The 26,832-nt window shown below is 51.2% G+C and carries 23 protein-coding genes; 14 read left to right on the top strand and 9 right to left on the bottom strand.

Going from position 1 to position 26,832, the window contains the following annotated elements; translation table 11 throughout:
* Positions 1-113 precede the first annotated feature (113 nt).
* From ppiD to bolA, 7 genes are all read right to left on the bottom strand, one after another.
* On the bottom strand, positions 114-1,988 hold the full coding sequence (ppiD, locus tag LG384_RS05465) for a peptidylprolyl isomerase (protein ID WP_045440559.1): 1,875 nt from the start codon (positions 1,986-1,988) through the stop codon (positions 114-116).
* Between the two features lie 202 nt (positions 1,989-2,190).
* A complete protein-coding gene (hupB, locus tag LG384_RS05460; protein WP_219352570.1) occupies positions 2,191-2,481 on the bottom strand; it encodes a nucleoid-associated protein HU-beta in 291 nt (96 codons plus the stop codon).
* Between the two features lie 190 nt (positions 2,482-2,671).
* On the bottom strand, positions 2,672-5,026 hold the full coding sequence (lon, locus tag LG384_RS05455; RefSeq protein WP_045440556.1) for an endopeptidase La: 2,355 nt from the start codon (positions 5,024-5,026) through the stop codon (positions 2,672-2,674).
* Between the two features lie 184 nt (positions 5,027-5,210).
* A complete protein-coding gene (gene clpX / locus LG384_RS05450; protein ID WP_045440553.1) occupies positions 5,211-6,485 on the bottom strand; it encodes an ATP-dependent protease ATP-binding subunit ClpX in 1,275 nt (424 codons plus the stop codon).
* A gap of 252 nt (positions 6,486-6,737) precedes the next feature.
* The gene (gene clpP, locus LG384_RS05445) at positions 6,738-7,361 is read right to left on the bottom strand and encodes an ATP-dependent Clp endopeptidase proteolytic subunit ClpP (RefSeq protein ID WP_003021624.1); all 624 of its coding nucleotides are present in this window, start codon (positions 7,359-7,361) and stop codon (positions 6,738-6,740) included.
* Between the two features lie 247 nt (positions 7,362-7,608).
* Positions 7,609-8,907, bottom strand: coding sequence for a trigger factor (gene tig / locus LG384_RS05440; RefSeq protein WP_045440551.1), 1,299 nt, complete (start codon positions 8,905-8,907; stop codon positions 7,609-7,611).
* Positions 8,908-9,253: 346 nt separating this feature from the next.
* The gene (gene bolA, locus LG384_RS05435) at positions 9,254-9,577 is read right to left on the bottom strand and encodes a transcriptional regulator BolA (RefSeq protein WP_045440548.1); all 324 of its coding nucleotides are present in this window, start codon (positions 9,575-9,577) and stop codon (positions 9,254-9,256) included.
* Positions 9,578-9,883: 306 nt separating this feature from the next.
* Between bolA and LG384_RS05430 the strand changes: the two genes are divergently transcribed.
* The 8 genes from LG384_RS05430 (at position 9,884) to LG384_RS05395 (ending at position 18,750) form a co-directional block, all read left to right on the top strand.
* Positions 9,884-10,462: a lipoprotein gene (locus LG384_RS05430; RefSeq protein WP_045440546.1), complete on the top strand. Its 579-nt coding sequence runs from the start codon at positions 9,884-9,886 to the stop codon at positions 10,460-10,462.
* A gap of 46 nt (positions 10,463-10,508) precedes the next feature.
* Positions 10,509-11,984, top strand: coding sequence for a muropeptide MFS transporter AmpG (ampG, locus tag LG384_RS05425; RefSeq protein WP_225760586.1), 1,476 nt, complete (start codon positions 10,509-10,511; stop codon positions 11,982-11,984).
* A gap of 459 nt (positions 11,985-12,443) precedes the next feature.
* A complete protein-coding gene (gene cyoA / locus LG384_RS05420; RefSeq protein ID WP_045440542.1) occupies positions 12,444-13,391 on the top strand; it encodes a cytochrome o ubiquinol oxidase subunit II in 948 nt (315 codons plus the stop codon).
* 19 nt (positions 13,392-13,410) lie between these two features.
* The gene (gene cyoB / locus LG384_RS05415) at positions 13,411-15,402 is read left to right on the top strand and encodes a cytochrome o ubiquinol oxidase subunit I (protein ID WP_003831008.1); all 1,992 of its coding nucleotides are present in this window, start codon (positions 13,411-13,413) and stop codon (positions 15,400-15,402) included.
* Positions 15,392-16,006: a cytochrome o ubiquinol oxidase subunit III gene (locus LG384_RS05410; protein WP_045440539.1), complete on the top strand. Its 615-nt coding sequence runs from the start codon at positions 15,392-15,394 to the stop codon at positions 16,004-16,006. Before cyoB ends, LG384_RS05410 begins: the two co-directional genes overlap by 11 nt.
* The gene (locus LG384_RS05405) at positions 16,006-16,335 is read left to right on the top strand and encodes a cytochrome o ubiquinol oxidase subunit IV (RefSeq protein ID WP_045440536.1); all 330 of its coding nucleotides are present in this window, start codon (positions 16,006-16,008) and stop codon (positions 16,333-16,335) included. Before LG384_RS05410 ends, LG384_RS05405 begins: the two co-directional genes overlap by 1 nt.
* A gap of 11 nt (positions 16,336-16,346) precedes the next feature.
* On the top strand, positions 16,347-17,237 hold the full coding sequence (gene cyoE / locus LG384_RS05400; protein ID WP_144243050.1) for a heme o synthase: 891 nt from the start codon (positions 16,347-16,349) through the stop codon (positions 17,235-17,237).
* A 148-nt stretch (positions 17,238-17,385) separates the two neighbouring features.
* On the top strand, positions 17,386-18,750 hold the full coding sequence (locus LG384_RS05395) for an MFS transporter (protein WP_045440531.1): 1,365 nt from the start codon (positions 17,386-17,388) through the stop codon (positions 18,748-18,750).
* A 47-nt stretch (positions 18,751-18,797) separates the two neighbouring features.
* On the opposite strand, the gene LG384_RS05390 is transcribed toward LG384_RS05395, so the two are convergent.
* On the bottom strand, positions 18,798-19,289 hold the full coding sequence (locus LG384_RS05390) for a YajQ family cyclic di-GMP-binding protein (protein WP_045440528.1): 492 nt from the start codon (positions 19,287-19,289) through the stop codon (positions 18,798-18,800).
* Between the two features lie 174 nt (positions 19,290-19,463).
* Here LG384_RS05390 and panE point away from each other — a divergent pair, with 174 nt between their 5' ends.
* From panE to LG384_RS05375, 3 genes are read left to right on the top strand one after another with little or no spacing between them, the layout of a single operon-like run.
* On the top strand, positions 19,464-20,375 hold the full coding sequence (gene panE / locus LG384_RS05385; protein WP_045440527.1) for a 2-dehydropantoate 2-reductase: 912 nt from the start codon (positions 19,464-19,466) through the stop codon (positions 20,373-20,375).
* Positions 20,338-20,928, top strand: a complete 591-nt coding sequence (gene yajL, locus LG384_RS05380) for a protein deglycase YajL (RefSeq protein WP_048221950.1) — start codon at positions 20,338-20,340, stop codon at positions 20,926-20,928. Before panE ends, yajL begins: the two co-directional genes overlap by 38 nt.
* A gap of 33 nt (positions 20,929-20,961) precedes the next feature.
* The gene (locus LG384_RS05375) at positions 20,962-22,041 is read left to right on the top strand and encodes a hypothetical protein (RefSeq protein WP_225760585.1); all 1,080 of its coding nucleotides are present in this window, start codon (positions 20,962-20,964) and stop codon (positions 22,039-22,041) included.
* Positions 22,042-22,109: 68 nt separating this feature from the next.
* Here LG384_RS05375 and thiI read toward each other — a convergent pair whose 3' ends face one another.
* Entirely contained in the window at positions 22,110-23,558 is a 1,449-nt protein-coding gene (gene thiI / locus LG384_RS05370) for a tRNA uracil 4-sulfurtransferase ThiI (RefSeq protein ID WP_045440518.1), read from the bottom strand.
* Positions 23,559-23,763: 205 nt separating this feature from the next.
* Here thiI and xseB point away from each other — a divergent pair, with 205 nt between their 5' ends.
* Genes xseB through dxs form a run of 3 tightly spaced genes read left to right on the top strand, consistent with a single transcriptional unit; the run spans position 23,764 to position 26,793 of the window.
* Entirely contained in the window at positions 23,764-24,006 is a 243-nt protein-coding gene (gene xseB / locus LG384_RS05365) for an exodeoxyribonuclease VII small subunit (RefSeq protein ID WP_045440516.1), read from the top strand.
* Positions 24,007-24,906 carry a (2E,6E)-farnesyl diphosphate synthase gene (ispA, locus tag LG384_RS05360; RefSeq protein WP_048221952.1) on the top strand — a complete coding sequence of 300 codons (900 nt, stop codon included), beginning with the start codon at positions 24,007-24,009 and terminating at the stop codon, positions 24,904-24,906.
* Positions 24,907-24,930: 24 nt separating this feature from the next.
* Positions 24,931-26,793: a 1-deoxy-D-xylulose-5-phosphate synthase gene (gene dxs / locus LG384_RS05355; RefSeq protein ID WP_045440511.1), complete on the top strand. Its 1,863-nt coding sequence runs from the start codon at positions 24,931-24,933 to the stop codon at positions 26,791-26,793.
* The last annotated feature ends 39 nt before the right edge of the window (positions 26,794-26,832 follow it).

The following is a 26,832-nucleotide window of genomic DNA, read 5'->3' as shown; positions in this document are numbered from 1 at the left end:
ACGATAGCGAGGTGAAGAACAGCAGACAAATAGCAAATATCAGAAATGGAAAAGGCCGCGAAAGCGGCCTTTGGGGAATACAATTTTTTGCAATTTTTTGCGAAGAGCCTCGGTTACTGCTGCTGTTCCAGCGCATCACCGACTTTAATTTTTGCAGCTTTACGCAGGTTGCTCATCAGCGCTTCGAAGACAATCTGTGCGTTATTCTGGGTAATCCCCTGAACCATCGCTTTCTTCTGCTGCTCAGGCATAGAACCCGCTTTCACTTCTTCCAGCGCCAGCAGAACTACATTGCCCTGCATATCGTTCGCCACGCCGTAGCTCGGCTTGTCTTTCGCAGGCAGCCCCAGGCCAAATGCAGCCTGACTCACGGGATCCTGGCCAGTTCGGCTCAGCGTCTTCTCTTCGCCGAAGCTAAGACCGGCTGCTTTCATTGCTTCATCACCTTTACCGGCTTTCAGCTCAGTCAGCAGTTTGTCTGCATCCAGTTTCGCCTGTTGCTCAGCTTTATTATGCTTAACGAGCGCGATGACCTGCTCTTTCACATCCGCCAGTGGCTTAACAGCCTCTGCTTTATGCTCCGCAATACGCAGCACAAACGCACGATCGCCATCCACTGTGATGATGTCAGAATTACTGCCCGGAGAACCATTCTCACCAATCAGACCACCGTTAAAAATGATGTCAGAGACAGGTTTGAAATTCAGCTCTTCCGGCAGGGTGTCACGGCTAAACCAGCCCGTTTCGACCGCTTTCATGCCAGCAGCCTGCTCAGCCCCCGCCAGGGATTCGTTATCGTTACTTGCAGCATCGCTAACTTTCTGTTGCAACGCATAGTAAGCATCCAGCGCTTTTTCCTGCTTCACTTTCGCCGCGATATCATCACGCGCTTCGCTCAGAGGTTTAACCTGTGCTGGCTGGATATCGTCCAGGCGGGCAACGAGGAAACCAACCGAAGATTTGATCACACCTGACAGCTGACCTTTTTCTTTCAGGCCAGCATTTTTCAACTCATCCGGCGTAGTAGATTCTTCCAGCCATCCCATATCACCGCCGTTACGGGCAGAGATAATGTCGGCGGATTTTTCTTTGGCCAGAGCGGCAAAATCACCGCCTTTGTTCAGCGCATCCAGTACCGCTTTGGCTTCATCTTCCGTTTTAGTCTGAATGATGCTGTAACGGCTACGCTGAGGTTGGGTGAACTGATCCTGATGCTGGTCATAGTAAGACTGAATATCAGCATCGCTGGCTGTTTCCTGCATTGCTGCAGCATCCAGCTTGATGTAACTCACACGGAACTGCTCCGGCGTCATAAAGCGATTTTTATTCTGCTCGTAGTAGCTGGCTACTTCCTGGTCGGTCACCGATTGCTTCGCAGCAAGGGCGTTGACGTCAATCGTCGCTTCACGCACGACACGTTGTTGTGCGACCAGCGCCGCCAGCTCATCCGTTTCACCTTTCAGCATGAAATCTGTCCCGGCAACGCCGTTGATCAGTTGCTGCGTGGTGAGCTGGTTACGCAGTGCCTGAGCATACTGGTCTGCAGTCATCCCCATCTGATTCACAATCGCGTTGTAGCGGTTGTTATCAAATTTGCCATCAACCTGGAAAGCAGGAGTAGCAAAAATAGCCTGTTTAACCTGCTCGTCGCTGATGCTGAGCTTAAGCTCACGGGAGTACTGATCCAGTAGAGCCTCGTCCACAAGACGATTCAACACCTGCTGACGCAGCGTTTTCATGTAGCCTTCGTTTGCCGCCAGTTCAGAGTACTGATCGCCCAACTGCTGCTGCATGCGATTACGTTCGCTGTTAAACGCATTCTCAAACTGCCCGCGGCTAATTTCCTGGCCATTCACTTTTGCGGCGTAGTTGTTGCTTCCGCCAATCAGGTAACCACTCACGCCGGTCAAAATGAACGACACGATAATGATACCGAAAATAATCTTGAGCACGAGACTGTTAGCAGCCGTGCGTAAGCTGTCCATCATGGTGTAACCACACTCCGCTGTAGGTGACTGTATACCTCACGCAGCATAGCGTTTTCTGAACGCTGCGCGGAAAGGTCTATTGTGACAAGAAACAGGGGCAATTGTCAGCCCACAACACGTAGAAAGTCCCGGAATGGGAAATAAAAAAGGCACATCAGTTGATGCGCCCTTGTACTTTGTCACATCCCCAAGGGGATCACTCTTAGTTTACCGCGTCTTTCAGTGCTTTACCTGCACGGAAACCCGGTACTTTTGCCGCGGCGATGGTGATCTCTTTACCAGTTTGCGGGTTGCGACCAGTACGGGCAGCACGCTCTTTAACGGCAAAAGTACCAAAACCTACCAGCGCTACGTCATCACCCTCTTTCAGAGATTCGGTAACAGAAGCAATAATTGCATCTAACGCACGGCCAGCCGCAGCTTTAGAGATATCAGCCCCTGCAGCAATTTTGTCGATCAGTTGAGATTTATTCACTCTTCTCTTCCTCTTTATAATTTATATCGCACCTGAATCCTTCAAAGTGCGAACGCGCAGCAGTTATATCAGGCCTGCCATGCCCTTACAACACCCGTTAATGATGGCAGACCTAATCCGTCATCTAAATTAGCTATACAAAAAAAGGCTGGCAAGTCCGAAATGACCTGCCAGCCCTGTTTTTATTAGTGCTCTTTGCGCGAGGTCACTATTTTGCCGCTACAACCTGCATTCCAGACGGTTCATTTTGCAGTGCGAGAGTCAGAACTTCCTCAATGCGTTTCACCGGATGGATGTCCAGATCGGCAATTACGTTGTCCGGAATCTCTTCCAGGTCACGTTTGTTTTCATCTGGAATTAAGACCGTTTTGATGCCGCCACGGTGTGCTGCCAGCAATTTTTCTTTCAAACCACCGATAGGCAGAACCTGACCACGCAGAGTGATCTCGCCGGTCATTGCTACATCTGCACGCACCGGGTTACCAGTCAGACAAGACACCAGCGCAGTACACATGGCAATACCCGCACTCGGACCATCTTTCGGTGTTGCCCCTTCAGGTACGTGGACGTGGATGTCGCGTTTTTCGTAAAAATCCGGATTAATGCCCAGTTTTTCCGCACGCGCACGAACCACGGTCAGCGCTGCCTGAATGGATTCCTGCATCACTTCACCCAGAGAACCGGTGTAGGTCAGCTTGCCTTTACCCGGTACACAAGCGGTTTCAATGGTCAGCAGATCGCCACCTACTTCCGTCCATGCCAGCCCCGTAACCTGACCAACGCGGTTTTCGTTGTCCGCACGACCGTAGTCAAAGCGCTGTACCCCCAGGTAATCATGCAGGTTATCGCCATTGATTTCGATATGCTTCAGTGACTTATCGAGCAACAGTTGTTTAACCGCTTTACGGCACAGTTTGGAGATTTCACGCTCCAGACTACGTACGCCTGCTTCACGAGTGTAGTAACGAATAATGCCCACAATGGCGCTATCGTCGACCGTCAGCTCGCCTTTTTTCAGCGCGTTACGCTCAATCTGCTTCGGCAGCAGGTGACGTTTGGCGATATTCAGCTTCTCGTCTTCGGTATAACCGGACAGACGGATCACTTCCATACGATCCAGCAACGGCGCCGGAATGTTCATGGAGTTAGAGGTCGCAACGAACATGACGTCGCTGAGATCGTAATCCACTTCCAGGTAGTGATCGCTGAACGCCACGTTCTGCTCTGGATCCAACACTTCAAGCAGTGCGGAAGCCGGATCGCCACGCATGTCGGAAGACATTTTGTCGATCTCATCAAGCAGGAACAGCGGGTTTTTAACGCCCACTTTGGCCATTTTCTGGATCAGTTTACCCGGCATCGAACCAATATAAGTCCGGCGGTGACCACGAATTTCAGCCTCATCACGCACGCCGCCCAGCGCCATACGAATGTATTTACGCCCGGTCGCTTTAGCGATGGACTGGCCCAGAGAGGTTTTACCCACCCCCGGCGGTCCAACCAGGCACAGGATCGGCCCCTTGATTTTGTTCACACGGCTTTGAACCGCAAGATACTCGAGAATACGGTCTTTCACGCGCTCCAGACCGTAATGGTCGGTATCAAGGATTTCCTGCGCCTGACGCAGGTCTTTTTTGACCTTGCTACGCGCATTCCACGGAACCTGTACCATCCAGTCGATGTAGCCACGTACTACAGTCGCTTCTGCCGACATTGGAGACATCATTTTCAGCTTCTGCAGTTCAGCTTCCGCTTTCTCTTTTGCCTCTTTCGGCATTTTCGCCGCGTCGATCTTACGTTTCAGCGCTTCGTTTTCATCCGGCGCATCGTCCATCTCGCCGAGCTCTTTCTGAATGGCTTTCATTTGCTCGTTCAGATAGTACTCACGCTGGGACTTCTCCATCTGCTTTTTAACGCGGTTGCGAATGCGTTTCTCAACCTGCAGCAGATCGATTTCAGATTCCATCATCGCCATCAGATATTCCAGACGTTCGTTAACGTCGGACATCTCCAGAACGGACTGTTTATCAGCCAGCTTCAGCGGCATATGCGCAGCGATGGTATCCGCCAGACGCGCAGGATCGTCAATGCTGTTAAGCGACGTCAGCACTTCTGGTGGGATTTTCTTGTTCAGCTTGATATAGCCTTCGAACTGGCTGATTGCGGTCCGCACCAGCACTTCCTGTTCGCGCTCATCAATGGCTGGCGAATCAAGGTACTCCGCTTTCGCAGAGAAATGCTCGCCGTTATCAGACAGCGCAGAAATACGCGCGCGCTGTAACCCCTCGACCAGCACTTTTACGGTGCCGTCAGGCAGTTTCAGCATCTGCAAAATAGAGGCCACGGTCCCGACGGTGAAAAGATCGTTTACACCCGGCTCATCCGTTGAAGCTTCTTTCTGCGCGACCAGCATGATTTTTTTATCATGGTCCATAGCCGCTTCAAGGCAACGGATAGATTTTTCCCGCCCTACAAATAAGGGTATGACCATGTGCGGATAAACCACCACATCGCGCAACGGCAATACGGGGATTTCAATGCGTTCAGAACGCTCAGGATTCATAGAGCTCTCTCTTAGTTTAGTGTCCGCCAGGTAATCGGATGGCATTGCTGTGCTTCATACCACCTTTAACATGTATGTCAGTATATGGGGATGTTTCCCACACATTCAACGCCATGTTTACGGAAAAATAAAAGGGGAGATAAAATCCCCCCTTTTTGATTAACCGATTGTATAAAATGGTTAATTATTCACCAGATGCCTGCTGTGCTTCCGGCTTACCGTAAATCAATAACGGCTTGCTTTGGCCACTGATCACGGACTCGTCGATCACTACTTTTTCGACGTCTTCCATAGAAGGCAGATCGTACATTGTGTCGAGCAGCGCAGCTTCCACGATAGAACGCAGGCCACGGGCACCGGTTTTGCGCGCCATCGCTTTTTTAGCAATCGCATCCAGAGCTTCTTCACGGAATTCCAGATCGACACCTTCAAGATTGAACAGCGCCTGATACTGTTTGGTCAGGGCGTTTTTCGGTTCTTTCAGGATCTGGATCAGCGCTTCTTCACTCAGTTCGCTCAGAGTTGCCACAACCGGCAGACGACCGATGAATTCAGGGATCAGACCAAACTTGATCAGATCTTCCGGTTCGACCTGCGACAGCAGTTCACCTTCGCTGGCTTTATCAGACTGGGCTTTTACCGTCGCACCAAAACCAATGCCGGAGCCGGTTTCAACACGGTTAGCAATCACCTTATCCAGCCCTGCGAAAGCACCACCGCAGATAAACAGGATCTTAGAGGTGTCAACCTGCAAGAACTCCTGCTGCGGATGCTTACGTCCCCCCTGAGGCGGAACTGCAGCAACTGTCCCTTCGATCAGTTTCAGCAGCGCCTGCTGTACGCCTTCGCCGGAAACGTCACGCGTAATAGACGGGTTGTCTGATTTACGCGAGATTTTGTCGATCTCATCAATATAGACAATCCCGCGCTGCGCTTTCTGTACGTCGTAATCGCACTTCTGCAACAGTTTCTGAATGATATTTTCAACGTCTTCACCCACATAACCGGCTTCGGTCAGGGTGGTGGCATCAGCCATAGTGAACGGAACATCCAGCAGGCGCGCCAGCGTTTCAGCCAGCAGCGTTTTACCGGAACCCGTCGGGCCAATCAGCAGGATGTTACTTTTGCCCAACTCGACGCCATTGCTGGTGTCGCCATTGCGCAGACGTTTGTAATGGTTGTATACCGCGACCGCCAGCACTTTCTTCGCCTGTTCCTGACCGATAACGTAATCGTCCAGGTGGTTGCGAATTTCGTGTGGCGTCGGCAGCGCACTGCGTTCACGGTGCGGTGCTACTTCCTTAATCTCTTCGCGAATGATGTCGTTACATAAATCAACACATTCGTCGCAGATATACACGGATGGACCGGCAATCAGCTTGCGCACTTCATGCTGGCTTTTGCCGCAAAAAGAGCAGTACAACAATTTGCCCGAGCCATCTTTGCGTTTATCTGTCATGGGTCAAAACCTCTTCTTTGTTCTTTGTGCCGCACACGACGACGCAAATGCCATTCTCAGGCGCAAGGCCGCTTGTCAGCGTTGTGCCGCCCTTCATTAGTATATACACAAAATCATTCGAGCTACATCGAGGCGGCAACTAAGCAAATCCCCGGCCGCTTACATAAGTAAGTAACAGGGGTAAGCGCTGGCAGCCTACAAAGAGGTAACTTTAAGGATAAAGTGTGTAGCGGCACACCTGCACCTCAGGCATCAATTACGATGGGTCAAAATCGAGTCGACCAGACCATACTCCACCGCTTCAGAAGCGGAGAGGAAGCGATCGCGCTCAGTATCACGCTCAATCTGCTCAAGAGATTGACCCGTATGGTGCGCCATAAGTTCATTCATGCGCCCTTTCACTTTCAGAATTTCACGGGCATGAATTTCAATATCCGTCGCCTGGCCCTGGTAACCGCCCAGAGGCTGGTGGATCATGACGCGAGAGTTAGGCAGGCAAAAACGCTTACCTTTTGCCCCTGCAGTCAGCAGGAACGCGCCCATTGAGGCCGCCTGGCCCATACAAATGGTGCTGACGTCCGGCTTAATAAACTGCATGGTGTCATAGATAGACATCCCTGCGGTAATCACCCCACCCGGGGAGTTGATGTACAGGTAGATATCTTTTTCCGGGTTTTCCGCTTCCAGGAACAGCATCTGCGCCACAATCAGGTTAGCCATATGGTCTTCGACCTGGCCAGTCAGAAAAATAACGCGTTCCTTAAGTAGACGAGAATAGATATCAAAAGAGCGCTCACCACGTGAGGTCTGTTCAATGACCATCGGCACCAGCGCCATATGGGGTGCAAAGTTATCTCGTTCGCCGCTGTATGACATTTCCGTCTCCTGGATAAAATTTGAAAAAACCTGCTGTGCTGATTGTAACCTTATGGACGGATTATCAGCTAGTCCCTCTGTAATGGGTACGACATCGCCATAATTCAAGCATAACAATCTTTTGTTGTAACGCTAACACTGAAACGCTGTTTTCGCACTCTTCCCATGCAAAATCCATGACAAAAAAAAACCCGCCACCTGAAGGTGACGGGCTTGCGTATATATTTCGTGCTAAAAAAGCGACGAATTACGCCTGCTGGTTCATCAGCTCGTTGAAAGAAGTGGCTTTTTCAGTCACTTTCGCTTTCGCCAGAACCGCTTCAACAGCCTGTTCTTCCAGAGCGACGTTGCGCATGTTTTCCATCAGCTCTTTGTTTTTGCTGTAGAATTCAACAACTTCTTTCGGATCTTCGTAAGCAGAAGCCATCTCTTCGATCAGGCCCTTAACACGCTCTTCGTCAGCTTTCAGCTCATTGGTACGAATCACTTCGCCCAGCAGCAGACCAACAACTACGCGGCGTTTAGCCTGTTCTTCGAACAGTTCACGCGGCAGTTCCAGAGCTTGTTTCTCGTTGCCACCAAAACGCTGAGCAGCCTGACGACGCAGAACATCGATTTCGTTGTCAATCAGAGCAGCAGGAACATCGATGTCATTGGCTTTCACCAGACCTTCGATCGCCTGAGTCTTAACGCGGTTACGCACGGCACCTTTCAGCTCGCGTTCCATGTTTTTACGCACTTCAGCGCGCAGACCGGCAACGGAACCATCTTCAACGCCGAAACGTTTGATGAATTCTTCAGTCAGTTCCGGCAGTTCACGTTCTTCAACTTTTTTCAGGTTGATAACGAATTTAGCGGCTTTACCTTTCAGGTTTTCAGCGTGGTACTCTTCCGGGAAGGTCACGTCGATAGTGAACTCTTCGCCAGCTTTGTGACCTTTAACACCTTCTTCAAAGCCCGGGATCATACGACCCTGGCCCATCGCCAGTACGAAATCAGATGCTTTGCCGCCTTCGAACTCTTCACCGTCTACAGAACCGGTGAAGTCGATGGTTACACGGTCTTCTGCATCAGCAGCGCCGTCTTTGTCTTTCCAGGTTGCCTGCTGCTTACGCAGGGTGTCCAGCATAACGTCAACGTCAGCGTCGGTCACTTCAACAACTGGTTTTTCAACTTCAATAGCTTCCAGACCGGTCAATTCAACTTCCGGGTATACTTCGAATTCTACCGCGTAAGTGAAATCTTCACCCAGTTTGTATTCGCCCGGAACGTAGTTCGGTGCGCCAGCCGGATTAATTTTTTCTTTAATGATTGCGTCAACGAAGTGACGGCTCATCAGGTCACCCAGAACGTCCTGGCGAACAGATGCGCCATAACGCTGAGCAACAACATTCATCGGTACTTTTCCCTTGCGGAAACCGTCAATACGCACTTTCTTCGCTACGTTGACCAGCTCGCTTTTCACAGCGGTCTCGATGCTGTCAGCAGCGATAGTAATCGTTACACGGCGGCCAAGGCCTTGAGTGGTTTCAACTGAAACTTGCATCTTGTTACCTCAAAAAATCACAGTGCTCGGTCAACTCTTCTCCGCAAGCACAGGTTGTTGGCTTCGCGGAACCGGGATGTTCTCATAATCAATCACATTCCCTGTCGTCAGAATCATCCCGAAGACATTCCGAAAAATAAGACGCGCATTATAGCGGCATCACTTTTATGAGTCGAGAACGGTTATCGCGCGTTGCTGCGGCTTTTTTCACAATTCCCGGCTAATTTTTGTCTGAATACTATACGACTCGCTCAGAATTCAGACAAAACAAAACGGCCCGTAGGCCGTTTTCACATAATCTGTAGCAACATACTGGAAAAGCGCCGGTTGTTGCAAATCCGTTTTTCTACGCGATGCTTCCCGCTCCACCTCCACGACAGGGAGGAGAGGCAAAAACAGTATCCTGCAACCCTTCCCACTCCTTAGTCGTGTAGGTATGCAGGGCTAGTGCATGCACGGTTGTGGAGAGCTCCGCCGTTAACGTACCGTAAATCATCCGATGACGATTAAGAAAACGCTCACCTGCAAAGCGATCGCTGACCAGCACAACCTTAAAGTGGCTTTCAGAACCTGCCGGAACATTGTGACGATAGCTTTCATCCACAACTTCGAGGAACACGGGTTGGAACGCTGCCCTTAATTTTTCTTCTATTTGCTCACGAATCATCATGAAATATTTCCTCCGACAACGCTGAGATGTCACCCATCCCTTTAAATACTAGCCGCTTTTACCGTTTTCATTACACCTAAGCAACAAATAATTAGCGTTTGTCTGATTTTCTCATTCAAACGAATGAAGTTCACTGGTTCATCTGTTCGTTTGATTGCAAAAACTCCACTTATGGTATCTACAAAGTAACTAAACGGACAACGCGATGAATTTACATGCGTTACCCACTTCCCCTCGTCGTTGGCGATGTTATGATGGCGGGAAATTTCTCTAACCATACAATTTAGATTCGCTGAGAGCCCTGGCATGTTTAAAAAAATCCTCTTTCCTTTAGTCGCGCTGTTTATGTTGGCTGGCTGCGCAACTCCACCCACCACCATTAACGTTTCTCCGAGAATTACCCTGCCGCAGCAGGATCCTAGCCTGATGGGTGTGACTGTCAGCATCAACGGCGCCGACCAGCGTCAGGATCAGGCACTGGCGAAAGTGACCCGCGACAATCAACTGGTTACTCTGACTGCTTCCCGCGATCTGCGCTTCCTGCTGCAAGAAGTACTGGAGAAACAGATGACCGCGCGCGGTTACATGGTAGGTCCGAACGGTGCAGTTAACCTGCAAATCATCGTTAGCCAACTGTATGCTGATGTGTCTCAAGGTAGCGTGCGCTATAACATCGCCACCAAAGCCGACATCGCTATTATCGCAACCGCGGCAAACGGCAACAAGATGACGAAAAACTACCGCGCAAGCTACTCTGTTGAAGGCGCATTCCAGGCCTCTAACAAAAATATTGCGGACGCCGTTAACAGCGTCCTGACAGACACCATCTCTGATATGTCTCAGGACACCAGCGTTCATGATTTCATCAAGCAGAACGCACGTTAATTTCTGCATCCTGACCCGGCTAACGCCGGGTCAGCTTTAAATACTCATGCCCAGTCACTATTTACGCATTTTCCAGCAACCGAAATCAGCTATTCTGCTGATGCTAGGCTTTGCCTCCGGTTTACCACTCGCACTGACCTCCGGTACGCTCCAGGCATGGATGACGGTTGAGAATATCGACCTTAAAACCATCGGCTTCTTTTCTCTGGTCGGCCAAGCCTACGTCTTTAAGTTCCTCTGGTCCCCGGTTATGGACCGCTACACGCCACCTTTTTTAGGGCGACGTCGCGGCTGGCTGCTCACTACCCAGCTATTACTACTCATTTCTATCGCCGCAATGGGACTCCTGGAACCTGGCTCGCAACTACGCTGGATGGCTGCACTCGCAGTAGTCATCGCGTTCTGCTCAGCCTCACAGGATATCGTCTTTGACGCATGGAAAACGGACGTTTTGCCCGCAGAAGAGCGAGGAACCGGCGCGGCAATCAGCGTGCTGGGTTACCGCCTGGGGATGCTGGTTTCCGGTGGACTGGCCCTGTGGATGGCCGATCGCTGGTTGGGCTGGCAAGGAATGTACTGGTTGATGGCAGCACTACTCATTCCTTGTATTATCGCCACCCTGTTGGCCCCCGAACCCACAGATACTATTCCGGTTCCCAAAACGCTGGAACAAGCGGTTGTCGCCCCACTACGTGACTTCTTTGGGCGTAACAACGCCTGGCTTATCCTGCTGCTCATTGTGCTGTATAAACTTGGCGATGCCTTCGCCATGAGCCTGACCACGACATTTTTAATTCGCGGCGTCGGATTTGACGCAGGCGAAGTCGGCGTCGTCAATAAAACGCTGGGGCTGCTGGCCACAATTGTTGGCGCACTCTACGGCGGGATCCTGATGCAGCGTCTGTCGCTGTTCCGTGCATTGCTGATTTTCGGCGTTCTGCAAGGGGCGTCAAATGCAGGCTACTGGTTACTTTCCATTACTGATAAGCACATGTTCAGTATGGGCGCGGCAGTATTCTTCGAAAACCTCTGCGGCGGCATGGGGACAGCGGCGTTTGTCGCCCTGTTAATGACGTTGTGTAATAAATCTTTTTCTGCAACGCAATTCGCCCTGCTCTCAGCCCTTTCCGCAGTTGGACGCGTTTACGTAGGTCCGGTAGCGGGTTGGTTTGTCGAAGCGCACGGCTGGCCAACATTTTATCTGTTCTCTGTGTTTGCCGCGATCCCAGGCCTCGTGTTGTTGCTGGTTTGCCGTCAGACGCTGGAACATAGCTGGCAAAACGAAAGTTTTATCCCGCGCACGGAATTCCGCGGAGCATACAATCTGGCATTAATGACGCTATTGGTGGGCTGCTGTCTACTGGCTGTATGGCTGTTACTGCTAACGATGAACGCCCTCGATTACACCAATTTCTCCTTCCTGTCGGAACTCCTTGAAGTTGCGGTCCTGATCGCCGTCTGTGGGATCGTATTCGGTGGACTGCTGGATTACCTGGCTCTACGCAAAACGCGTCTGGCGTAATTTGACCGGTTTATTTGGCCGTTGTAATCACCCTGCGTAATTATAACGGCTAAATAAACAACGATTGATAAAAATAATATTTGTTGTTTTGTGCCCCATAGAATTTGGAAATTATTGACGCCTTTTATAAATTCTATTTTCCTTACTCGATTCAGCCAAGACAGATTTATTTTCCGCCCTTCAATTGTCTCTTTATTGATAATCAATTGTTAAACAATTGTTTTATTTTACCATTGGTTATACCAATTGCCCTCTATGCCTTCTCCATGAACCCGCTTTCGTTATAACATGATGTTGCAACAGGTTCTTAAAGCCAACCTGACATATATTGCAACATATGTGACACGCACGGCAGAACCCGGTAACACAGATCCAATGATGTTTACAGTAATGTAACCTTCCCGTAAAATGCCCTCACACTTTAAACGCCACCCGGTCCCGTGGAATTGAGGTCGTTAAATGAGACTCAGGAAATACAATAAAAGTTTGGGATGGTTGTCATTAATTGCAGGCACTGCATTACTCAGTGGCTGTAATTCTGCGCTGCTTGACCCTAAAGGACAGATTGGACTGGAACAACGTTCACTGATACTGACGGCATTTGGCCTGATGTTGATTGTCGTTATTCCTGCCATCTTGATGGCTGTTGGTTTTGCCTGGAAGTACCGTGCAAGCAATAAAGATGCGAAGTACAGCCCGAACTGGTCACACTCCAATAAAGTGGAAGCTGTGGTCTGGACGGTGCCGATTCTGATCATCATTTTCCTTGCTGTACTCACCTGGAAAACCACTCACGCACTTGAGCCAAGCAAACCGCTGGCGCATGACGAGAAGCCCATTACCATCGAAGTGGTTTCCATGGACTGGAAATGGTTCTTCATCTATCCGGAACAGGGTATCGCTACCGTGAATGAAATCGCCTTCCCGGCGAACACTCCGGTTGAATTCAAAGTGACATCCAACTCCGTGATGAACTCCTTCTTTATCCCGCGTCTGGGTAGCCAGATTTATGCCATGGCCGGTATGCAGACTCGCCTGCATCTGATCGCTAACGAAGTCGGTACTTATGATGGTATCTCCGCAAGCTACAGCGGACCAGGCTTCTCCGGTATGAAATTCAAGGCTATCGCAACAAAGGACCGCGCCGAATTCGACCAATGGGTTGCTAAAGCGAAACAGTCCACGAACACCATGAGTGACATGGCGGCGTTCGAGAAAGTGGCTGCGCCAAGTGAATACAACCAGGTGGAATACTTCTCCAACGTGAAACCGGATTTGTTTAAAGACGTTATTAACAAATTTATGGCTCACGGTAAGAGCATGGACATGACCAAACCAGAAGGTGAGCACAGCGCACACGAAGGGATGGAAGGCATGGACATGAGCCACGCGGAATCCGCTCACTAAGGGGCCGAGGAAGAATACGATGTTCGGAAAATTGACACTGGATGCAGTCCCGTTCCATGAACCAATCGTCATGGTTACGATCGCTGCCATTATCATCGGTGGAGCGGCCTTACTAGGCCTTATCACTTACTTTGGTAAGTGGACCTACCTGTGGAAAGAGTGGCTAACTTCGGTTGACCACAAACGCCTTGGCATCATGTATGTCATCGTCGCAATCGTCATGTTGATCCGTGGCTTTGCTGACGCCATCATGATGCGTAGTCAGCAAGCGCTGGCTTCTGCGGGTGAAGCGGGCTTCCTGCCTCCTCACCACTACGACCAGATCTTCACGGCTCACGGCGTGATCATGATCTTCTTCGTAGCAATGCCATTTGTTATCGGTCTGATGAACCTGGTGGTTCCACTGCAGATCGGCGCACGTGACGTTGCATTCCCATTCCTGAACAACCTGAGCTTCTGGTTCACCGTTGTCGGCGTAATCCTGGTTAACCTGTCTCTGGGCGTAGGTGAATTCGCACAGACCGGTTGGCTGGCGTATCCGCCACTCTCGGGAATAGAGTACAGTCCAAGCGTCGGGGTCGATTATTGGATATGGGCGGTCCAGCTGTCCGGTATCGGTACAACACTGACCGGTATCAACTTCTTTGTGACCATCATTAAGATGCGTGCACCAGGTATGACTATGTTCAAGATGCCAGTATTTAGCTGGGCATCTCTGTGCGCAAACATACTGATTATCGCCTCCTTCCCAATCCTGACCGTCACCGTCGCGTTGCTGACCCTGGATCGCTATCTGGGTACCCATTTCTTTACCAACGATATGGGCGGCAACATGATGATGTACATCAACCTGATTTGGGCCTGGGGCCATCCGGAAGTGTACATTCTGGTTCTGCCGGTCTTCGGTGTTTTCTCCGAAATCGCTGCAACCTTCTCGCGTAAACGCCTGTTTGGTTACACCTCGCTGGTGTGGGCAACCGTGTGTATCACCGTACTGTCGTTCGTTGTTTGGCTGCACCACTTCTTCACCATGGGTGCGGGCGCTAACGTAAACGCCTTCTTCGGTATCACCACGATGATTATCGCCATCCCGACCGGGGTGAAGATCTTCAACTGGTTGTTCACCATGTATCAGGGCCGCATCGTATTCCACTCAGCAATGCTGTGGACGATTGGCTTCATCGTAACCTTCTCAGTCGGCGGTATGACCGGCGTGCTGCTGGCGGTTCCGGGTGCAGACTTCGTACTGCACAACAGTCTGTTCCTGATTGCGCACTTCCATAACGTTATCATCGGCGGCGTCGTGTTCGGTTGCTTCGCGGGTATGACCTACTGGTGGCCAAAAGCGTTCGGCTTCACGCTGAACGAAACCTGGGGCAAACGCGCATTCTGGTTCTGGATCATCGGCTTCTTCGTGGCATTTATGCCGCTGTACGTGCTGGGCTTTATGGGGATGACCCGTCGCCTCAGCCAGCAGATTGACCCTCAGTTCCATCCGATGCTGGTCGTTGCCGCTTGCGGTGCCGCGCTGATTGCACTGGGTATCCTGTGCCAGCTGATTCAGATCTTCGTTTCTATTCGCGACCGCGAGCAGAACCGTGACCTGACCGGTGACCCATGGGGTGGCCGTACACTGGAATGGGCAACCTCTTCCCCGCCTCCGTTCTATAACTTTGCCGTTGTGCCGCACGTTCACGAGCGTGATGCCTTCTGGGAAATGAAAGAAAAAGGTGAAGCGTACAAACAGCCTGCGCACTATGAAGAGATTCATATGCCGAAAAACAGCGGTGCAGGTATCGTCATTACCGCCTTCGCAACACTGTTTGGTTTCGCCATGATCTGGCATATCTGGTGGCTGGCGATTGCAAGCTTCGCAGGCATGATCATCAGCTGGATTGTGAAAAGCTTTGATGAAGACGTGGATTACTACGTGCCGGTACCGGAAGTCGAAAAACTGGAAAACCAGCATTTCGATGAGATTACTAAGGCAGGGCTGAAAAATGGCAACTGATACTTTGACGCACGCGAATGCCCACGCGCACGAACACGGGCACCACGATGCAGGCCAGACCAAAATCTTCGGATTTTGGATCTACCTGATGAGCGACTGCATTCTGTTCTCTATTCTGTTTGCAACCTATGCCGTTCTGGTGAACGGCACCGCAGGTGGCCCAACAGGTAAGGACATTTTTGAACTGCCGTTCGTTCTGGTTGAAACATTCCTGCTGTTATTCAGCTCCATTACTTACGGCATGGCGGCTATCGCCATGTACAAGAACAACAAGAGCCAGGTTATCTCCTGGCTGGCGTTGACCTTCTTGTTTGGTGCCGGATTTATCGGGATGGAACTCTATGAATTCCATCACCTGATTGTTAACGGTATGGGCCCGGATCGTAGCGGCTTCCTGTCAGCATTCTTCGCGCTGGTCGGTACCCACGGTCTGCACGTCACCTCCGGTCTTATCTGGATGGCAGTGTTGATGGTGCAAGTTGCTCGTCGTGGCCTTACCAGTACTAACCGTACCCGTATCATGTGCCTGAGCCTGTTCTGGCACTTCCTGGACGTGGTGTGGATCTGTGTGTTCACTGTTGTTTATCTGATGGGGGCGATGTAATGAGTCATTCTAACGAGAGCGGCGGCGCATCCCATGGCAGCGTAAAAACCTACATGACAGGTTTTATCCTGTCGATCATCCTGACGGTCATTCCGTTCTGGATGGTAATGACAGGTTCTGCCTCTCCGGCCGTCATTCTGGGGACTATTCTGGCGATGGCAGTGGTACAGATTCTGGTGCACCTGGTGTGCTTCCTGCACATGAATACCAAATCTGATGAAGGTTGGAACATGACGGCCTTTGTCTTTACTGTGCTTATCATCGCCATCCTGGTTGTGGGCTCCATCTGGATTATGTGGAACCTCAACTACAACATGATGATGCACTAAGAGCGGCGATTATGATGTTTAAGCAATACCTGCAAGTAACGAAACCAGGCATCATCTTTGGCAACCTGATCTCGGTGATTGGGGGATTCCTGCTGGCCTCTAAAGGCAGCATTGACTATCCCCTGTTTATCTACACGTTGGTTGGGGTGTCACTGGTTGTGGCGTCGGGTTGTGTATTTAACAACTACATCGACAGGGATATCGACAGGAAGATGGAGAGGACCAAAAACCGCGTATTGGTTAAGGGTCTGATTTCCCCTGCGGTCTCGCTGGTATACGCCACCCTGCTGGGTATTGCTGGCTTTATGCTGCTGTGGTTTGGCGCTAACCCTCTGGCCTGCTGGCTAGGGGTTATGGGCTTCGTCGTGTATGTTGGCGTATATAGTCTGTACATGAAGCGTCACTCGGTTTACGGCACGCTGATTGGCTCACTCTCCGGCGCTGCGCCGCCGGTGATTGGCTACTGTGCGGTAACTGGTGAGTTCGATAGCGGTGCACTGATTCTGTTGGCTATTTTCAGCCTGTGGCAGATGCCGCACTCTTACGCGATTGCGATTTTCCGCTTTAAGGATTATCAGGCAGCCAACATCCCGGTACTGCCGGTGGTAAAAGGCATTTCAGTCGCGAAGAACCATATCACTCTGTATATCATTGCGTTTGCCATCGCTACGCTGATGCTCTCACTGGGCGGTTACGCTGGATACAAATATCTGGTGGTTGCAGCAGCAGTGAGTGTCTGGTGGCTAGGCATGGCGTTGCGTGGTTATAAAGTGGAAGATGACCGGGTCTGGGCACGTAAGCTGTTCGGTTTCTCCATCATCGCCATTACTGCGCTGAGCGTGATGATGTCCGTCGACTTTATGGTGCCAAACTCGCAGAACCTGCTGACTTACGTCTGGTAAAATCTGCTGATGCGAAAAAGGGTGCTTAGGCACCCTTTTTTATGTGCGTCACAATCCCTCCTGAAACGTAATATTTACTCATTAACCGTGTATTTACCCCGCCACCATACCGCTTTACACTAGGCGCGAAATTAATACAGAGGTGGGAATGAACGATTATAAAATGACGCCTGGTGAGTTGCGCGCCACCTGGGGTTTAGGGACCGTATTCTCGTTGCGCATGCTTGGCATGTTTATGGTCCTGCCGGTTCTGACCACATACGGTATGGCGCTACAGGGTGCCAGCGAAGCGCTTATTGGTCTTGCCATCGGCATTTATGGCCTGGCGCAAGCCGTTTTCCAGATCCCCTTTGGTTTGGTCTCTGACCGCATTGGTCGAAAACCGCTTATCGTTGGCGGGCTGGCGATATTCGTTTTTGGCAGCGTGATTGCTGCACTTTCAGACTCCATTTGGGGAATTATTCTCGGTCGCGCGCTGCAGGGTTCCGGGGCGATTGCTGCCGCCGTGATGGCGTTACTGTCCGACTTAACACGTGAGCAAAACCGCACTAAAGCGATGGCGTTTATCGGCGTCAGCTTCGGTATCACTTTTGCCATTGCAATGGTGTTAGGTCCGATCGTCACCCATGCGCTGGGATTACACGCGCTGTTCTGGATGATTGCAGCCCTCGCCACCACCGGCATCGTGCTGACGATTTGGGTAGTCCCCAATAGCACCACCCATGTGCTGAACCGCGAATCGGGCATGGTAAAAAGCAGCTTCCGCAAAGTGCTGGCAGAGCCTAAACTCCTGAAGCTCAATTTCGGCATCATGTGCCTGCACATCTTGCTAATGTCCACCTTTGTCGCGTTGCCTGGCCAGCTTGCGAAAGCGGGTTTCCCCGCAGCGGAACACTGGAAAATTTATCTGGTAACGATGCTGCTGTCTTTTGTTTCTGTGGTGCCATTCATCATCTATGCCGAAGTAAAACGTCGGATGAAACGGGTTTTCCTGTCGTGTGTGGTACTAATTCTTGCCGCAGAGATTGTATTGTGGATCGCAAACATTCATTTCTGGGGCCTGATTGCGGGTGTTCAGTTATTCTTCCTTGCCTTTAACCTCATGGAAGCCCTCCTCCCTTCGCTTATCAGCAAAGAGTCTCCCGCAGGTTATAAAGGGACGGCAATGGGCGTTTACTCCACCAGCCAGTTTCTCGGTGTCGCGATTGGCGGCTCACTTGGTGGATGGGTTGTCGAGATGTTTGATGGCCAGGCTGTATTCCTCGCCGGTGCATTGCTGGCAGCGGTCTGGCTGCTGGTCGCAAGCACAATGAAAGAGCCGCCGTATGTCAGTAGCCTGCGTGTCGAAATTCCACCGGAAATTGCCGCGGATGACACACTTAAGCAGCGTTTGCTGGCCAAAGAAGGGGTGAGCGAAGTGTTGATTGTGGCGAATGAACATTCGGCCTACGTGAAAATCGACAGTAAAGTGACCAATCGATTTGAAGTTGAGCAGGCGATAAGCCAGGCGTGATCGTGAGCTTGCCGGATAGTGAGTAACCCACCATCCGGCATAAGAACTTAATCGCGGAAGTTCTTGAACTGGAATGGCTGCCCCAAATCGCCACCGCGAACCAACGCCATAACGGCTTGCAGATCGTCACGAGCCTTACCAGTCACACGAATTTCTTCGCCCTGAATCTGCGCCTGCACCTTCAGCTTGCTGTCTTTAATCAGCTTCACAATTTTCTTCTGCACTGCGCTTTCAATGCCCTGCTTCAGTTTCGCTTCCACAAACCAGGTTTTGCCGCTGTGCACGAAGGTTTCCGGCACGTCCAGCGAAGTCCCTTCAATACCACGCTTCAGGAGCTTGGCACGCAAAATATCCAGCAACTGATTAACCTGGAAATCAGATTCGCTCAGCACCTTAATGGTCTTATTTGACTCGTTCAGCTCAAAAGTAGCCTCTACGCCACGAAAATCAAAACGTGACTCTACTTCGCGACTCGCATTATCGACCGCGTTACGGGCTTCCTGAAGATCAACTTCAGAGACAATATCGAAAGATGGCATCTTTTCTTCTCCCTTCATTTTTGATGCGAAGCATAATACCTGCAAAGTTACTCAACAGACAGCGCTATACTAGGCTGTACCTTTTAATTGTACGTGGTACTGATATCCGCGAACAATAATAGGGTGCGGCCGATATGGATTAACACCTGGTGCTGTTGCAGGTGAGGAGGAAGAATGAAAATTACCGTACTGGGATGTGGAGCCTTAGGGCAACTTTGGCTTACAGCGCTGTGCAAACATGGACATGAGGTACAAGGGTGGCTACGTGTACCACAGCCTTATTGCAGCGTTAACCTGATTGACACGGATGGGTCAGTTTTTAATGAATCCCTGACGGCAAACGACCCCGACTTTTTGGCGAAAAGCGATCTATTGCTGGTCACACTAAAAGCCTGGCAGGTTTCTGATGCGGTAAAGAGCCTGGCTACAATTCTGCCTGAAACCACGCCTATTCTGTTGATTCACAATGGAATGGGAACGATAGAAGAACTGCATAACATTCCGCAGCCATTGTTAATAGGCACCACGACGCAGGCAGCACGTCGTGACGGCAATGTCATTATTCATGTGGCGAAAGGTACAACGCGTATCGGCCCGGCGCGTGAGCAAGATGGTGATTTTAGTTATCTGGCCGAAATCCTGCAGGATGTGCTGCCGGACGTTGCCTGGCATAACAACATTCGCGCTGAGCTGTGGCGTAAACTGGCAGTAAATTGCGTCATTAACCCGCTCACCGCGCTATGGGACTGCCCTAACGGCGAACTACGCCAACATCCTGAAAAAATAGCGCTGATATGCCAGGAAGTAGCTGCGGTCATTGAACGCGAAGGTCACCATACATCAGTGGATGATTTACGTTATTATGTCGAGCAAGTGATTGACAGTACGGCGGAAAACATCTCATCAATGCTGCAGGACATTCAAGCCCTGCGTCATACCGAGATCGATTACATTACCGGCTATTTGTTAAAACGCGCACGTGCGCACGGCATCGCCGTCCCGGAAAATGCCCGCCTGTTTGAAATGGTTAAGCGAAAGGAGAGTGAGTATGAGCGCTCAAGCACTGGTATGTCTCGCCCCTGGTAGTGAAGAGACCGAAGCGGTCACCACTATCGACCTGTTGGTGCGTGGCGGCATTCAGGTAACTACCGCAAGTGTCGCCAGCGATGGCGACCTGACGATTGTTTGCTCACGCGGCGTGAAGCTCCTGGCGGATGCGCCGTTGGTCGAAGTCGCTGATGGCGATTATGACATCATCATCCTGCCCGGCGGTATTAAAGGCGCGGAATGTTTCCGTGACAGCCCACTGCTGGTTGAAACCGTAAAACAGTTTCACCGCTCCGGGAGAATTGTCGCCGCGATTTGCGCCGCAGCGGCAACCGTACTCGTCCCACATGATATTTTCCCCATCGGCAACATGACCGGTTTCCCGGCGCTGAAAGACCGCATTCCAGCGGAGCAGTGGCAGGATAAGCGCGTCGTATGGGATCCTCGCGTCAACCTGTTGACCAGCCAGGGGCCAGGGACGTCTATCGACTTCGGCTTGAAAATAATCGATCTGCTGGTTGGACGCGAAAAAGCCCATGAAGTGGCGTCACAACTGGTCATAGCTGCGGGTATTTATAACTACTACGAGTAACACTTCAGGCCACTCCCTATAAAAGGAACCGTTATGAAAGGATATCTGAGCGGAGTGGCTTTAATGCTCCTTTCCAGCTACTCCACAGCAACCCAACTTGAAATAAAGAACATTGAGTACCGCTATCCTGATAGCACTGAAATACAGTATCGCCTGCCCTGGTTTTCCTCGACTGAAAACCCAAAGGTCGCAAAGCGCATCAATGATTATGTTTTCGCAAACGTCCTCAATCAGTTACCGGGTAATAACCCACAGATCACATTGGATCAGCTCGCCAGATCAGGCATTGATGGCACGGCAAACCTTGACTACACAGTTGAGTATCGCGATGACAAAATCCTGTCGCTGAACATATTCGCCGAAGGATGCGGGGCGTATTGTGAATCGTACAATGTGCCGATAAATTTCGATTTAACCAACGGCGCGAATATTACGCTCAACGATCTGTTTTCCTCAGCCACCATCGCAGAATTAAATACGCGCGTCAGAAAAGATATTCGCGGCCAAATCGATGCGTTTATTGAGCAAAATAAATCGCGGACGCCTGAGCAGCTCAAAGAAGAGAAAGGCGAGGATTTTAACTATGCCGACTTCTACGCCTCATGCGCCACCTACACCGACGGTTTGTACTATGTCGACAAATACTCTCTGCAAAAAGAGCAACTGGTCTTCCTGAACGAACGCTGTAGCAATCATGCCAACCGCGCACTTGACGACCTGGGCGACTTCGAGACGAAGATTCCTACCGCAACTCTGCGCAGTCAACTCACGCCTTATGGCCAGTATCTGACAACCGCAAACAGTAAAAAACCGCACCCTCCTGCACCGGGTCTTAACGGCAAGTTGCTCTATGGCACACTGGGGAAAAGTATGCGCATTGTGTTACAGGCAAATTGCAAAGATGGATATCTGAACGGAGCCTACTACTACGAGAAGTTTGGTGCACCTATTGAACTAACCGGTAAATGTGACGCTGAAAATAATCAGCATTATGAATTAAAAACGACAGCCTCTGCAGATTCTGAAGAGAAGATGACGCTGGATTTAAAAGGGGGTGTTTATCAGGGGGTTTGGGAATCGAACGGGAAGACACTCCCCGTTCGATTTGAATAACGTTGCCGGATGACGTCATATATCGTTTGTAAGCCCGGTAAGCAAATCGCCACCGGGCAACAAAAGAACTAAGGACGATACACCTTCACATTTTCGAAGCCCTGCTCGCGCAGATAGAGCGCCTGCAGACGACTCATCACGCCACGTTCACACCACAACAACCAGGTTTTATTCTGGTCCAAATCGCCGAATTTAGTGCTGAGTTTGTAGAACGGCAGAGAAACCACATCGACACCTTCAACCTTCAGCGGTTTGTCATCCTGTTCATCCACAGAACGGATATCCAGAATCACATCGTTCGGGCCGAAACCACTCACGGTTTCTACTTCCACGACAGTCTGCTGCGTCTGCTGGGCAATGTCGCGAATATCAATATTATTGGCTTCTTCAACCACTTTATCGAGGATCGAGAAGTCGAAGTTTTCTTCTTCGGCCTCAATCTTCGCTTTGATGGCTTTCACCGTTGGGCTTTTCGAGATCACACCACAGTATTCCGGCATGGTGCGGGCAAAATCCTCAGTACCAATTTCCCGCGCCAGATTAATGATGTGCTCTTTGTCGTGAGAAATCAGCGGGCGCAGGATCAGCGTGTCAGATACATTGTCGATCAGGCGCAGGTTCGTCAGCGTCTGGCTGGACACCTGGCCCAGCGCTTCACCGGTCACCAGCGCCTGTACGCCGTAACGCTCGGCCACTTTAGACGCCGCGCGAACCATCATACGTTTGAGGACCACGCCCATCTGACCATCGTCGACTTTTTCCAGGATCTCACCGACCACCGGCTCAAAGTTGATAGCGACAAAACGCACGCGATGCGAGCTACCAAAGCGGTTCCACAGGTAATGTGCCACCTGACGAACGCCGATTTCATGCGCGGCACCGCCGAGGTTAAAGAAGCAATAGTGTACGCGACAGCCGCGACGCATCAGCATATAGCTGGAGACGCCGGAATCGAAACCACCGGAAATCAGGGAAAGAACATCTTCCTGCGTCCCGATAGGGAAACCGCCAATTCCTTCATAGCGACCTTTTACCAACAGCAGACGGTCATTTTCGATTTCAAGATTGACGGTCACATCAGGTTTCGTCAGCTTCACGCGTGCGGATTCAATATGCTGATTCAGTCCACCGCCAACATAACGTTCCACCTCGATGGAGCTAAACTCATGTTTACCGCGACGCTTGACGCGCACACAGAAGGTTTTACCTTCCAGTTGATCGCGGTATTGCACCAGCGCTTTCTCGAAAATATCGTGCATATCAGTGAACGGCACGTCTTCCACTTCGAGAATATGGTGGATACCTGGAATACGAGTCAGTGCGTCACGAATATCCAGGCGCTGGCTTTCATCTTTAGCGCGAACCTCAACGTGATCCCAGTGACGGACGACGGCAAGGTCCTCATCATAGTGCTTTAAAACGTTACGGATGTTCCCTGTCAGAATTTTTATAAAGCGCAAACGCACAGATTGGCTTTTGATGGTGATTTCTGGGAACAATTTAATGATAAACTTCATGGCGGCAATGGTTCTTTGGCAAGTCTGAACGACTTGTAATGGGAAAAATACAGCAGCCCATACCCTGCGGCTGCATCCAGGCGCGCAAGTATACCACCATCATGGTCATCCTGTGCACATTGCCTTACCATTGCGCGTTATTTGATAATTGCGCTGAGTCCGTTACCATGACCAGGCTGAAAATATTAAGAGTCAGACATTCATTATGCCGAAGAAAAATGAAGCGCCCGCCAGCTTTGAAAAATCGCTGAGCGAGCTGGAACAGATTGTTACCCGTCTGGAAAGCGGCGACCTGCCGCTGGAAGAGGCGCTGAACGAATTCGAACGTGGCGTACAGCTGGCGCGTCAGGGACAGGTGAAGTTGCAACAGGCTGAACAGCGCGTGCAAATTCTGCTGTCAGATACGGAAGACGCCGCCCTTACGCCTTTTACACCGGATAATGAGTAAATGGATTTTACGCAGCAGCTTCAGGCTTGCGTTGAGCAGGCCAACCAGGCACTGAGCCGTTTTATCGCGCCACTGCCCTTTCAGAACACTCCCGTGGTTGAAACCATGCAATATGGCGCATTATTAGGCGGTAAACGTCTGCGCCCGTTCCTGGTTTACGCCACCGGTCAGATGTTTGGCGTGAGCCTGAGTACACTTGACGCTCCCGCAGCCGCCGTCGAATGCATCCATGCTTATTCGCTGATGCACGATGATTTGCCCGCCATGGACGACGATGATCTGCGTCGCGGCCTGCCAACTTGCCACGTGAAATTTGGCGAGGCAAACGCGATTTTGGCCGGAGATGCGCTGCAAACGCTGGCGTTTTCCATCATCAGCGACGCGCCGATGCCGGAAGTCGCCGACCGTGACCGCATCGCCATGATCTCTGAACTGGCCCAGGCCAGCGGTATTGCTGGTATGTGCGGCGGACAGGCACTTGATCTGGCAGCAGAAGGTCACCAGGTTGAGCTGGATGCGCTGGAGCGTATTCACCGCCATAAAACCGGAGCTTTGATTCGCGCCGCCGTTCGTCTGGGTGCGTTAAGCGCGGGTGATAAAGGGCGAGAATGCCTGGCAATACTCGATAAATACGCAGAAAGCATCGGTCTGGCCTTCCAGGTTCAGGATGACATACTGGATGTGGTAGGCGATACTGCAACATTGGGTAAACGTCAGGGTGCTGACCAGCAGCTTGGCAAAAGTACCTATCCTGCACTTCTGGGTCTTGAGCAAGCCCGGAATAAAGCCCGGGATTTGATTGAGGACGCCCGCCAGTCGTTAAGTTTGCTGGCCGCACAGTCACTCGATACCTCGGCACTGGAAGCGCTAGCGGACTACATAATCCAGCGTGATAAATAAACTAACATATCCAATGAGCTTGCGATGAGTTTTGATATAGCCAAATACCCGACCCTGGCGCTGGTCGACTCCACCCAGGAGTTAAGACTGCTGCCAAAAGAGAGCCTGCCAAAGCTTTGCGACGAACTGCGCCGCTATTTGCTCGACAGCGTGAGCCGTTCCAGCGGGCATTTTGCCTCCGGTCTGGGCACTGTGGAGCTTACCGTCGCGCTGCACTACGTCTACAACACCCCTTTCGACCAGTTAATCTGGGATGTGGGACATCAGGCTTATCCGCACAAAATTCTTACCGGTCGCCGCGATAAAATCGGCACCATTCGTCAGAAAGGCGGCCTGCATCCGTTCCCATGGCGCGGCGAGAGCGAGTATGACGTATTAAGCGTTGGGCACTCCTCAACCTCTATCAGCGCAGGCATTGGTATTGCGGTTGCCGCCGAGAAAGAAGGCAAAGAGCGCCGCACAGTTTGCGTGATTGGCGACGGAGCTATCACTGCGGGAATGGCGTTTGAAGCCATGAACCACGCGGGGGATATTAAGCCTGACATGCTGGTTATCCTGAATGACAACGAAATGTCTATTTCGGAAAACGTCGGCGCGCTGAACAACCATCTGGCGCAACTGCTCTCTGGCAAGCTCTATTCTTCGCTACGCGAAGGCGGAAAGAAAGTCTTCTCCGGCGTGCCGCCAATTAAAGAACTGCTCAAACGCACTGAAGAACACATCAAAGGCATGGTGGTACCGGGCACGCTGTTTGAAGAACTGGGCTTTAATTATATCGGTCCGGTAGACGGTCACGACGTACTGGGACTCATCACCACGTTGAAAAATATGCGTGACCTGAAAGGCCCGCAGTTTCTGCACATCATGACCAAAAAAGGTCGTGGCTACGAGCCTGCAGAAAAAGACCCGATCACGTTCCACGCAGTGCCAAAATTCGATCCTTCCAGCGGATGTCTGCCGAAAAGCAGCGGCGGTCTGCCGAGCTATTCAAAAATCTTCGGTGACTGGTTGTGCGAAACCGCAGCGAAAGACAACAAGCTGATGGCAATCACCCCGGCGATGCGCGAAGGCTCTGGGATGGTGGAATTCTCACGCAAGTTCCCGGACCGCTACTTTGACGTGGCGATTGCCGAACAGCACGCGGTGACCTTTGCAGCTGGTCTGGCGATTGGCGGTTATAAACCCGTCGTCGCTATCTATTCCACCTTCCTGCAACGCGCCTACGATCAGGTGCTGCACGATGTCGCCATTCAGAAACTGCCGGTACTGTTTGCCGTTGACCGCGCGGGGATCGTGGGTGCGGACGGGCAAACCCACCAGGGGGCGTTCGATCTCTCCTTCCTGCGCTGCATCCCGGAAATGGTCATTATGACCCCGAGTGATGAAAACGAATGCCGTCAGATGCTGTTCACCGGCTATCACTACAATAACGGCCCAACCGTCGTACGCTATCCGCGCGGTAATGCCGTTGGCGTTGAGCTGGCACCGCTGGAAAAATTACCGATTGGTAAAGGGATCGTGAAGCGCCACGGTGAGAAACTGGCAATTCTGAACTTTGGTACACTGATGCCAGAAGCCGCTAAAGTTGCGGAAGCGCTGAACGCTACGCTGGTCGATATGCGCTTTGTCAAACCGCTGGATGAAACATTAATTCTGGAGATGGCCGCCCGCCACGAGGTGCTGGTCACGCTGGAAGAAAATGCCATTATGGGCGGTGCTGGCAGTGGCGTAAACGAAGTGCTGATGGCACACCGCAAGCCGGTTCCTGTGCTCAATATTGGTCTGCCTGATTTCTTTATTCCACAAGGCACCCAGGACGAAGCCCGCGCAGATCTTGGTCTTGACGCCGCTGGAATTGAGTCCAAAATCAAGGCCTGGCTGGCATAATCCCCTCTTCGCTCCTGCTATGCTTAAGAGATTATTCAT

This window comes from Citrobacter sp. Marseille-Q3906 (assembly GCF_916618775.1).
Classification (GTDB): Bacteria; Pseudomonadota; Gammaproteobacteria; order Enterobacterales; family Enterobacteriaceae; genus Citrobacter; species Citrobacter murliniae.
Note: the sequence above shows the minus strand (reverse complement) of the source record. Positions and strands in the feature narration are given on the sequence as shown.